Annotated in this window: 9 protein-coding genes; 7 read left to right on the forward strand and 2 right to left on the reverse strand. The window is 28.2% G+C overall.

Annotated elements, in window-relative coordinates; translation table 11 throughout:
• The first annotated feature begins 227 nt into the window (after window positions 1-227).
• Window positions 228-809, forward strand: a complete 582-nt coding sequence (locus B2P65_RS01920; protein ID WP_346847416.1) for an XRE family transcriptional regulator — start codon at window positions 228-230, stop codon at window positions 807-809.
• 51 nt (window positions 810-860) lie between these two features.
• On the forward strand, window positions 861-3,752 hold the full coding sequence (locus B2P65_RS01925; RefSeq protein ID WP_346878524.1) for a hypothetical protein: 2,892 nt from the start codon (window positions 861-863) through the stop codon (window positions 3,750-3,752).
• 32 nt (window positions 3,753-3,784) lie between these two features.
• Here B2P65_RS01925 and B2P65_RS01930 read toward each other — a convergent pair whose 3' ends face one another.
• Window positions 3,785-4,825, reverse strand: coding sequence for an FAD:protein FMN transferase (locus B2P65_RS01930; protein ID WP_346847418.1), 1,041 nt, complete (start codon window positions 4,823-4,825; stop codon window positions 3,785-3,787).
• Window positions 4,826-5,079: 254 nt separating this feature from the next.
• Complete coding sequence (locus B2P65_RS01935) at window positions 5,080-5,475, reverse strand: FMN-binding protein (RefSeq protein ID WP_198028602.1); 396 nt, start codon at window positions 5,473-5,475, stop codon at window positions 5,080-5,082.
• A gap of 362 nt (window positions 5,476-5,837) precedes the next feature.
• Between B2P65_RS01935 and B2P65_RS01940 the strand changes: the two genes are divergently transcribed.
• The 5 genes from B2P65_RS01940 (at window position 5,838) to B2P65_RS01960 (ending at window position 11,510) form a co-directional block, all read left to right on the forward strand.
• The gene (locus B2P65_RS01940; protein ID WP_346847419.1) at window positions 5,838-6,230 is read left to right on the forward strand and encodes a NusG domain II-containing protein; all 393 of its coding nucleotides are present in this window, start codon (window positions 5,838-5,840) and stop codon (window positions 6,228-6,230) included.
• Between the two features lie 10 nt (window positions 6,231-6,240).
• A complete protein-coding gene (locus tag B2P65_RS01945; RefSeq protein WP_035135090.1) occupies window positions 6,241-6,780 on the forward strand; it encodes a Gx transporter family protein in 540 nt (179 codons plus the stop codon).
• A gap of 112 nt (window positions 6,781-6,892) precedes the next feature.
• The gene (locus B2P65_RS01950) at window positions 6,893-8,251 is read left to right on the forward strand and encodes a sigma-54 interaction domain-containing protein (protein ID WP_051824230.1); all 1,359 of its coding nucleotides are present in this window, start codon (window positions 6,893-6,895) and stop codon (window positions 8,249-8,251) included.
• Window positions 8,252-8,652: 401 nt separating this feature from the next.
• Window positions 8,653-9,831: an acetyl-CoA C-acetyltransferase gene (locus tag B2P65_RS01955; RefSeq protein ID WP_346847420.1), complete on the forward strand. Its 1,179-nt coding sequence runs from the start codon at window positions 8,653-8,655 to the stop codon at window positions 9,829-9,831.
• 305 nt (window positions 9,832-10,136) lie between these two features.
• On the forward strand, window positions 10,137-11,510 hold the full coding sequence (locus B2P65_RS01960; RefSeq protein ID WP_346877300.1) for a VanW family protein: 1,374 nt from the start codon (window positions 10,137-10,139) through the stop codon (window positions 11,508-11,510).
• Window positions 11,511-11,634: the final 124 nt, after the last annotated feature.

Genomic DNA, 11,634 nt, shown 5'->3' on the forward strand with positions numbered 1-11,634 from the left:
ATTATAAACTTAGCTAGACAATACTTAGGTATTGAGTAATAATATTAATATCAAGTGAAACTTAGCTTAGAGGGAGTTTTATCTCCATTGAAGTTTAGTTGAACATATACTCAAATAGTCAGTAGCTCTAGTTGATGACATTATTATTCCTTACATAGTAGCTAACCACAGTGTTAAAGCAGCTAGGCTCTATATAAAAAGTTAAATTAAACAAAGAGGTGGAACGGTTGAATAAAATCATAGGAAGCAAAATTAAAGAACTTAGAACTAATAAAAAGATGACATTAAAGGAACTAAGCGAAAAAACATCTTTATCTACTGGGTTTTTATCTCAATTAGAAAGAGGTCTTACCAGTATAGCTACAGATTCTTTACTTAATATAGCAGAAGCTTTAGATGTTGAATTATCTTACTTTTTACTATCAACTAGTAAGAGGAGAGAAAGATTTATACAAAAGAGTTACGAAAGAGATATATATAAAATAGATAATGCCCTTCATATTAATTATGTATTATCAAATAATCCTGAAGATAAAACTATATTGCCTAGATTAATTGAAATATTGCCTACCAATACAGAGGAAAATTTAAATACTTATCAGCATGAAGGTGAAGAATTTATATATGTATTAGAAGGAATTATAACTTTATTCATAAATGATGAAAAGCAGTATCTTTACCCCGGTGATTCAGCACATTTTAAATCTTCTATTAATCATAACTATGCAAACTATACTAATAAAATATGCAAAATTTTAGTTGCAAGTGTTCCTAATCCTGCAGCAACTAGCAAAAGTAACATCATATAAAATATAGACAAATGTCATGTATGACTAAATAAAATAAGGAGAGTGAATGAATTGTCTTTAAAAAAACAGATGAAATTCCTTCAGCAGTGTGAAAACAATTTAGGTAAATTGAATTTTTATCTAGATATTACAGACAGTAAGATTACCTGTGAACCCTGCTTAATGGTAAAGCATTATTATAACTGGTGTGTTAAAAATATATTTAGAATAGATGTAAATGAAGTAAACCTTACTGAGTTTTTTAAAAAAATTATAGAAAAGTTAGATTATAAAGTAATTGGGAATATGGAGTATGAGGATTTTAGAAATCTTATAGTATCATACTACTCACTAGGAGAAATATATTTTGAGAGAAAAGAATTTGAATTGTCAAAGGATTACTTTTCTAAAGTAATAGAGGTTATGGAGGAATTCTTAAAAAGTGGAAATAAATTTCAAACTGAAGAAATTCAATGTAAAAGTGGAGTAGTATTTTTTGAACTATTAATGTGGGCAAGAAAAAATCTTGGTGATATGGTTGAAGTTGAAGAAGCTTTATACTTATATGAAAGTATAATTGGAGAAGAAGAAATATTATACATACAAAAAAACTATTGCGTATATAGAGCAAGTAAAGAATTAAACATTATAGATAAAGCAAATGAGGCAGCTAGAAATGTAATAAAAATATTATCTTCATTTAAAGGAATAAATATAGATGTTGTAGAGTATTTTACAACAGAAAAATCTTACTCTAATGCCATAGATATCTCAATAGAGGAATATTGTAAGGATAGTAGCCCTCATTGGATAAATGCAATGAATACTATATGCACAAAAGCACAATCCCTAGATATAGAATGTGTAGATAAGATTATAAAGTTCTGTAATATATTAATGGAAGAGCTTAAAATTGTAGAATGGAGTACTTTAATTTTAAGCTTATACAAAGGTATCAGACAAGAGGAAGAACAACTTATTAAAGTATTAAGTTATCTAAGACAAAGTTTTAAAATTATAGATTATAAACACGGAGATTTTATAAATTGTTCTCAAGCAGTATGTGTGTTAAATGAAATTTATGAAGATATAAGAATAAGAAAGTATAAAGAAGTATTTTTAAGAGAGTATGAATTTGACTTTGCGTTTTATTTAATGAATGCTGCGGTTCAAAACAATAATTATGAAAAAGCAATTGAAACTTCAACTAAGTTATCTTCCATAATCAATATATTTAATATAAATAAGGAGCTACTTAATTATATAGAAGAATGTAAAGAAATATCTATAGATGGAACTAAAAGGGAAAACTATAATTTAAGAGAATATCCTTGGCTATACTTATATAATAATGTAAAAGATATATGTACAAGCTATGGTATAGAATCTAAATTTGATACTAGTGACTTTATTAGAAGTAGTAGTAAAAAAACAATAATAGGTATTAATGCAATTCAAGATAGAGAGGTAGAAGAAACTTTAAACAATATTGTTGGAGAAAAGATCTTTTTACAAGATAAGGATATTGTGTTTATTAGCAATAAACAACTTGAGTTAAAATCATATATTAAAGATTATTATAGTTGTGAAGTTATTACAAAGAATAATTTATTAAGAGATCCTAATAAATGTATTATAACTTATGATAAGTCTATTCATGGTAAAATGGCAGATAAAAATATTATTGTAATAGATGGTCATAAAGAGTTAAGGGATATTGATGTAACTTATATTAAACATATATTGGAAGATTGTAACAATTCTATATTGGCTATTCTTATTAATACAAAAAGTAGTGATTATAAGGCTGAAGCATTAAGTTATAATAAAGCTTTATTGGAAAATATGCTAGATTATAAAAGAGAAATTATATTATTTGACCAAAAAGACTTTTTTGATTCTAGAGAGTTATTAGAAACACTTATAGGACAAACTTCAGAAAATATAATAAATATGAAATTTAATGACTTTAAGACCAATATAAATAAAACTTTAGATGGAATTAGAGAAGACATAAAATTTAAAAATGCAGTTTATAAGGAAAGAAGATATACCCTTAAGGAATGTGTATCAGAATATATAAACCTAGCAGATGAAGTTAAATCAAACTATAATGAATTTCTTACAAAAATTCAGGGTGATATAGAGTTTTTAGGAAAATATGCTGAAGAAAAGATATCAATAATTATCCCTGATCTCATAGAAAAAAAACTAGATGCTATAGATGACTTAGAAGAAACTTCAACACTAAAGGATAAGGCTGAAAAGATATTTAGTGAAACTATTGTAAATTGGTGTAATAAAAATATATATGATTTAATGTTAGAGCAATTTGAGGTTTATATAACTAAGTATTCAAAGCTCTATGGATACCATCAAGAGACTATAGAAAAGATAAAGGATAATAGAGATACTGTAATATCTGCCTATGGTGATTTTACAAGTAAAATTAAACCCATAGATATAAAACCACTTGAAGAGCTACTGAAGGAATTTTTAGTATTACATGATGAATTCTTAAATAGTATTAATTATGAAGTTACTGTAATACCAAATGAGAAATTCTTAAGTACAGTAGCTGGTGGAATTAAGGTAATGTTTATGAAGTCAGAAGAAAAGGCAGAAAGTACTAGAATAAAAATTAAAAATCAAGTCATAGAAAATAAGGATAATATTGCTGCTATATTAAGCAATAATATAATGGAAAACTTAAGAGGACTTTCAGACAAGTTAAAGGAAGAAATAAAAGATATATTTGAAGGAACTCTAAATGATATTACAATAGATAAAAATATAGTTGAGCAAGCAGAGATGGATATGACAAAATCTCATGAAGAGATTACTAAAAAGAATGAGGAATTAGAAGTTCTTATGAAATTTGTAGATGTAGAGGTATTAAAATATATCAAACAACTTGATCATAATATGGTATATAATAATAGTAAATGCTATAAATTAGTTTAAAAAAATGGCTATGGGACTACCATAGCCATTTATTATTCTTTTATTTCATAATTATTATTTGTAAGGGTAAATGCTTTTTTAAAGCCATTAGTTAGGTATAGTTCATGGTTCTTAGTTATAAAAATTGCCTCAACATCATCTAATGAGTTAATAAGTTTTAAACCTTCATCTACCCCAAGGGCAAATAAAGTAGTTGATAGAGAATCACCATCTATAGAGTTATTAGATAATATAGACACACCTAAGATGTTGTTGTCATATGGATAACCTGTATCTGGACTTAGAATATGGTGATAGTTTTTACCATCTTGCTCAAAGTATCTTTCATACACTCCAGAGGTTACAATAGATTTATTACTAACACTTACAAATCCAATAGTATCACTACCGGATTTTTCAGGGTTTTGAACTCCTACCTTCCAAGGGGTACCATCTATCTTGTCACCGAGTACATAAATATTACCACCTAAATCAATAATTGCACTGGATACTTCAGCATTTTTTAGGATTTTAACTATTTCATCAGCAGCATACCCCTTTGCAATTGCACCTAAATCTATAATCATATTGGAATCTTTTAAAAATATACTTTTTTTTGATTCATCTATTTGAATTTTATTATAATCAATTAAAGCCTTTTTTTCATTAATTTCTTTTTCTGAGGGAAGCTTAGCATTATCTGTACCAATTCCCCATAACTTTACCAAAGGTCCAATAGTGATATCTAGTGAACCACCAGACAGTTTAGAATATTCTAGTCCTTTTTTTACCACATTAAAAGTATCATTACTAACCTCAACAGGTTCTATTCCTGCCATATTATTTACTTCATCCAATTCGGTATTAGACTTACTTATACTTAATATATTTTCTAGTTCTCTTAAACGAGCAAAAGATTCATCTATTATAGTTGTATCACTTTTATCATATATGGTTATGGTACACACTGTACCAATGACTAGCTCTGTTTTACTAATTGGCTTAATAGGTAATCTTTGATTTGCACATCCTGCAACAATAATAATAGTTATAAATAGAACTAAAATGCAAGAAAGTTTTTTAAAAAGTTTCATAGGGACCTCCTTAGTTATATGCATAGTAATATAAAGTTTTAATATTTAAATAAAAAAATTTATATATTGTTAAAACATTATTAAAGTGAATTATATCTTTATATTAATAATAACATTATAATTTATTAGGTGAAACTTTTAAATATAAAATACATAGAATTTTTTAAACTAGTAATAACTATATAAATATGGAGAAATAAATATAAGACTTCAGGATATCCTAAAGTCTTATTACTATACTATTTATGAAAATACTATTTTTTAGCTTTAACTACAGCAGTTTCAGTTTTACCATCATTTGCATGTTGGATAGCTGCATCGGCTAAAAGTTTAAAATCATCTCCAGAAGTAGTTGCTCCAGTTATTGCATCAACTGTTGCAGGGTCTTGTTTCTCTACAAGAGCTTCTGCATATTGAGTTGAGAACTCAACAGGGCCAATTCCAGATACTTTTGTCATTTTTTCTTGATATTCGGCATCTTTACTCTTTAGATCTCCAGATTCATTTACATAGTCGAATTTAGCATCAGTGATTTTTCCATCAGCAACTGTAATTTCAACTTGTCCTTTCCAACCGTGATCATCAAAAGTGTCAAATTCAGATTTATAGCTTCCATCTTTCATTCCTTTTGAACCACAACCAACTAACATTCCAGCAGTTAAAACTACTGAGGATAATAAAGCTAGAACTTTTTTATTCATTAATGTTACCTCCTAAAAATATTTCTAGTTTAAGAAACATACTATTTTTATGATTTAATTATAAACTAAACTAAAATAATAGTAAATATATTTCCAGGAAAATTGTTAAAAAATTATTTACAATTTATGATTAAAGTTAACATTAATAACATAAAAATACATCAGAGTATGTATATTGTTATTATAGGTTAAAGATTATTTTTCTGAAATTTTTTAATCACTAAGGAATTTAGGTGAACATATTGATATAATAACAATAAAAGATTAAAATTACTTTGTTTAAACTATTGTTGGATAGGAGAAGAATGAATATGAAATTAATGAAGAGAATGGATATAGTAATAATTGTAGTGTTACTAATAGTGTCATTTATACCTTACATTATGCTAAAAAATTATCAGAGTAATTATAAAGGAATAAATTATGCTGTTATTTCTATAGATGGCAAAGAGACAAAGAGAGTGGAACTAACCACAGGGTTAGATGAAGAATTTACTATTAAATCTTCCTATGGATTTAATCGAGTTGTAATTCATGAAATGAAAATAGGAATTGTAGATGCAGATTGTAAGGATGAAATATGTGTAAATGAAGGATTTATAGGAGCGGTTGGAGAAAGAATAGTATGTCTGCCTAATAGGTTAATCATTGAAATAGTAGGGGAACAAAAGAGTAGTGAAGGGGAAGATGTAATTTCTCGTTGAGGTGAAGAAAATGAATAGTAAAGAAGCTAGTAAAAATATTAGAAAAATGATATATATATCCCTATTAGTAGCAATGTCCATGGTGCTACACATATTTGAAAATATGATACCAGTACCATTTATAACTCCGGGCACAAGACTAGGTCTTGCTAATATTATTACGGTAATAGCATTATACACCTTAAGTTATAAAGAGACTTTTTTAGTCATGTTTTTAAGAATTTTGCTTTCCGTAATGTTTGGAGGAAGTATATCTAGATTAATGTATAGTTTATCTGGTGGGATTTTAAGTTATATATTTATGGTATTTGCAAAACACCTTGGAAAAGAAAAGATAAGTATTGTAGGAGTAAGTTGTGCGGGGGCAGTATTTCATAATGTAGGACAATTACTTGCAGCATCACTAATAGTAAAAACCATGAGTGTTATGCTCTATTTACCTGTTATGAGCGTGGCAGGGATAGGGACTGGCATATTTGTTGGAATTACAGGCAATTTTGCAGTAGAACATTTAAAAAAAGTTTTTGGTGTAAATAACAATTGGTTTTAAAATAAGTTTAATTAAAATAGCTAAAATGGATATAAATATATTAAATAAGGATATAGTTACACTTAATAGATAGAAACATAAAATAATGTATTTTATTTAGGAGGAAAAATATATGAGAGTTGATGAAGAAATACTCAATTTTGCATTTAATAGTTTAAATGAATACATTGTAGTAGTTAATGAAGATGGAATTATAACAATGATGACAGATGGATACAAGAAGTTTTTAGGGTGTAAAGAACCAGAGGGTAAACATGTAACTAAGGTTATTCCAAACACAAAATTACATCTTATAGCTAAAAATGGATTTAAAGAAGTTGGAGATATTCAAGAGGTTAATGAACATAAAATGATATCTATGAGAGTTCCTATAATAATTAATGGAAAAATTAGAGGCGCCATAGGTAGAGTTATGTTTAAAGATATAGATAATTTTAAAATATTAAGTAGTAAGATATCCCATTTAGAAAAAGAGGTTCAATTTTATAAAAATGAACTCACTGTAGAGAATAAAGCAACCTATACTTTTGATAAAATTATCGGAAATAGCTCAAGCTTCTTAACTGCTATAAAATTTGCTGAGAAGATTGCAAGAGGAGATTCATCTGTATTAATTACAGGGGAGAGTGGTACAGGAAAAGAATTAGTTGCACAGTCCATACACAATAGTAGTAAAAGAGCCAGAAAACCCTTTGTTAAAATAAATTGTGGAGCTATACCAACAGAACTATTTGAATCAGAAATGTTTGGCTATGAAGAAGGAGCATTTACAGGAGCGAAAAAAACAGGAATGAAGGGTAAATTTGAGCTTGCAGATGGAGGAACTATTCTTTTAGATGAAATAGGAGATATGCCTCTTTTTATGCAGGTGAAGTTATTAAGAGTTCTTCAAGATAGAGAAATTGTAAGAGTTGGTAGTAATGATGTAAAAAAGATAGATGTTAGGATTATAGCATCTACCAATAAAAACTTATTACAGTTAACTCAAGAGGGTAAGTTTAGACAAGATTTATACTATAGATTAAATGTTATGCATGTTAAGCTTCCAGCACTAAGAGAAAGAATTGAAGATGTGGGACCACTTGCAGAGGCATTAAGAGTTAAGCTATGTAATAAGTATGGAATATATAGTGAAGGTATATCAGAAGAAACCTTGGATTATCTTAAATGTTATAACTGGCCAGGTAATGTTAGAGAACTAGAAAATGTTATTGAAAGAGCAATAAATTTACTTAATACAGAGCTTAAAATATTACCAGAGCATTTACCCGCAAAGATATTAGATTGTAACAAAAGAAAGGTTGATTATGAAAATAAACAACTTAAAGATATAGTAGAAGAAATAGAAAAGCAGGTAATTACAGAAACTCTAGAGAAACTTAATGGTAATAAAAATGAAACTGCTAAGGTTTTGGGTATTAGTAGGCAAGGTCTTTATAAAAAAATGAAGAGGTTTAATATGGAACTTTAAAAAAAAGTGTAAACTAAAGCACACATGTAAANNTTTACATGTGTGCTTTAGTTTGGAGAATTAACCCTTTAAATAGATTAAATGTATTAATAAATGATGAAAAAAATCTGCTAATTATTGATTTTGCTTTAGGTGATTTATTTAACATTGAAGTTATAATATTAACAAAGATTTGTTTAAGGAAAAACCGTAAACTGTAGTTTACAGTGTTATTTTCCCTAATTCACGAGAAAGTAGATATTTAGGGGATTGTAGAAGTTGGCATGGAAACTGCTATATAAATAAGAGTAATAAACATAGACTTTGTAACCCTATGTAGATATATAAGCAGGGGATAAAATAGTTTCTAACGTAACGAATTATTTAAAGAAAAAATTTTTAAGAAAAGGATGGAGTTAAAAATGAAAGAAGTTGTTATTGTAAGTGCTGCTAGAACAGCAGTAGGATCATTTGGAGGTTCATTATCAAAATTATCAGCAGCTGAAATTGGTGCTGTAGCTGCAAAAGAAGCAATAAAAAGAGCAGGAATAGATCCAGCTATTATAGATGAAGCTATTATAGGAAATGTTATAAGTGCAGGGCTTGGACAAAATGTTGGAAGACAAGTAGCTTTAAAGGCTGGTTTAAAAGAAGAATCTACAGCAATTAGTATTAATAAAGTTTGTGGTTCAGGAATAAAAGCTGTAACATTAGCAGCTCAAGCAATTAAATCAGGAGATGCAGATGTAATCCTTTGTGGTGGAACAGAATCAATGAGTAATGCACCATATGTATTACCAACATCTAGATGGGGACAAAGAATGGGTGATTCAACAATGGTTGACACTATGATTAAAGATGGTCTTTGGGATGCGTTCTATGATTATCATATGGGAGTTACTGCAGAAAACATAGCTGAAAAATGGGGTCTTACAAGAGAAATGCAAGACGAATTTGCTTTAAGTAGCCAATTAAAAGCTGAAAAGGCTGTAAAAGAAGGAAGATTTAAAGATGAAATAGTACCAGTTGAAATACCTCAAAGAAAAGGAGATCCAATTGTATTTGATACAGATGAGTTCCCTAAATTTGGTTCAACAATAGAGAAATTAGGAAAACTTAAGCCAGCTTTCAAAAAAGGTGGAACAGTTACTGCTGGTAACGCTTCAGGAATAAATGATGGAGCTGCTATGTTCATAGTTATGTCTAAAGAAAAAGCTGAACAACTAGGAGTTAACTATCTTGCAACTATAAAATCTTATGCATCAGCAGGTCTTGATCCACAAATAATGGGATATGGACCATTCGAAGCTACAAGCAAAGCTTTATCTAAAGCTGGATTAACAGTTGAAGATTTAGATTTAATAGAAGCTAATGAAGCTTTTGCAGCACAATCATTAGCAGTAGCTAAAGATTTAAAATTTGACATGAATAAAGTAAATGTTAATGGTGGAGCAATAGCTATTGGACACCCAGTTGGAGCATCAGGAGCTAGAATATTAACTACTCTTATCTATGAAATGATTAAGAGAGATAACAAAAAAGGTCTTGCTACACTATGTATAGGTGGCGGACAAGGAATCGCAATAGTAATAGAAAGATAAGTGAGAATCCAAATTTTATATTTGGGTATTCGAACTTACTCATTCGAACGCATGTGAGAAGGAGTGTCCTTACGAGCAAAGCGAGAAAAGAAAATCTTTGGTTTAACATTTCGAACGAATGTGAGAAGGAGTGTCCCTGCGAGCAAAGCGAGAAAAGAAAAATATTAATTAGCTATAACTTTTTAAGTATAAATAAAAAAATCAGTTCATTGTAAATTTACAATGAGCTGATTTTTTATTTTAGCTAGAATATTTCATGAAATACTACACAAGCTAATTTAAATAACATGAGAGGAGAATTTTATATGGAAAAAAGAAATCAGAGAAGAAAAGGAAATAAAAATACTTTTTTTACTATTATTGCTTTAATAGTTGTTTTTATTGTAGTGTATTTTCTATTTTATTACGGATATATGAAGCGTACCGTAAGTAGTTATGTAAATAAAATTTATCCTCAAGTTTTTGTAGAAGGAATTGAAGTGGGTGGTAGAACTAAGGAGGAATCTATAAAGCTTTTAAATGAAAAAAGCAAAGAACTTATCAATAATGATATTAAGGTAAAGGTAAAAGATAAAGAATATAAGATTGATTATGAAAGCTTAAATATAAAAAGCAACTTACAGGAAACTCTTATGGAAGCTTTGGATTATGGAAAGGATTTATCTGTAAGAGAAGGTTATAAGTTGATAAAAAATCCTAAAAAAGTAGATTTTGATATTGAGTATAGTTATAATACAAATTTTGTAGATTCATTGTTGGATGAAATTGAAAAAACTCTCAACAAGGAAGTTAAAAATGCAACTATCATCAAGGAAGATGGAAAACTAAAAGTAAGTGAAAGTTCTTCAAAAGAAGAAATAAATAGAAAAGATTTTATTTCTAAGGTTGAAGAAGTTGTAAAAAGTAATACTGAGAATAATAAAGGTGATGTTACTCTCAAATTGCCTATTAGTATTGAAAATCCAGAAATAAACACTGAAGATTTGAAAAGGATTAATATAATAATATCTAGTTTTAGTACAAACTTTGTAGGTGATGTTAGAGCTACTAATATTAAAGTAGCAACTGAAGCAGCAAGTGGTATAGTTTTAATGCCAGAGGAAGAATATAGTTTTAATAAACTAGTAGGTGAAAGCACTAAAGAAAAAGGATATGTAGAAGCACCTGTTATAAAAGATAATAAACTTCAACCTGAATTAGGTGGAGGTATTTGTCAGGTATCTACAACTCTTCATAATGCAATAATAAGAGCAGGAATTCTGCCTATGGAGAGAACGCATCATTCTATGCCAATAGGGTATGTTGATAAAGGAATGGATGCAACCATTTATTATAATGTTGTAGATTATAAGTTTAAAAATACTTTACCATATCCCATTTATATAGATGGTATAGTAGAAAATAATAAATTAACATTTAATATATATTCTTATAAAGAATTAGAAAATATAAAGTATGAAGTCATTAGTAAAGTCTATAAAGAAATACCTCAAAAGATAGAATATAAAAAGGACATAAACTTGGATGAAGGGGAAGAAATAGTTGAGAATCAAGGTAGTAAAGGTTATAAGATAAAGGTTTATAGAAAAACCTTAGAAAATAAGAAGGTAGTAAAAGAAGAGGTAATATATGATGAGATATATGAACCTGTAAATAAAATCATCAGAAGAAATGGATAGAGGTATAGGGAAGGAATTGCATATATACAATGCTTATGTTAAAATTTTACAATAGAAAATTATTATGTAATGAAATCGTAATAATAATATAAATGAAAATATGATTAACATATGATATAATTTA

It is taken from the genome of Clostridium sp. UBA3061 (assembly GCF_002367465.1).
Classification (GTDB): Bacteria; Bacillota; Clostridia; order Clostridiales; family Clostridiaceae; genus Clostridium_J; species Clostridium_J sulfidigenes.

Bases quoted from the DNA above. Each gene is read 5' to 3' on its own strand.
- B2P65_RS01930 (WP_346847418.1), bottom strand. From the start codon at position 4,825: ATGAAACTTTTTAAAAAACTTTCTTGCATTTTAGTTCTATTTATAACT.
- B2P65_RS01935 (WP_198028602.1), bottom strand. From the start codon at position 5,475: ATGTTAGTTGGTTGTGGTTCAAAAGGAATGAAAGATGGAAGCTATAAA.
- B2P65_RS01940 (WP_346847419.1), top strand. From the start codon at position 5,838: ATGAAATTAATGAAGAGAATGGATATAGTAATAATTGTAGTGTTACTA.
- B2P65_RS01945 (WP_035135090.1), top strand. From the start codon at position 6,241: ATGAATAGTAAAGAAGCTAGTAAAAATATTAGAAAAATGATATATATA.
- B2P65_RS01950 (WP_051824230.1), top strand. From the start codon at position 6,893: ATGAGAGTTGATGAAGAAATACTCAATTTTGCATTTAATAGTTTAAAT.
- B2P65_RS01955 (WP_346847420.1), top strand. From the start codon at position 8,653: ATGAAAGAAGTTGTTATTGTAAGTGCTGCTAGAACAGCAGTAGGATCA.
- B2P65_RS01960 (WP_346877300.1), top strand. From the start codon at position 10,137: ATGGAAAAAAGAAATCAGAGAAGAAAAGGAAATAAAAATACTTTTTTT.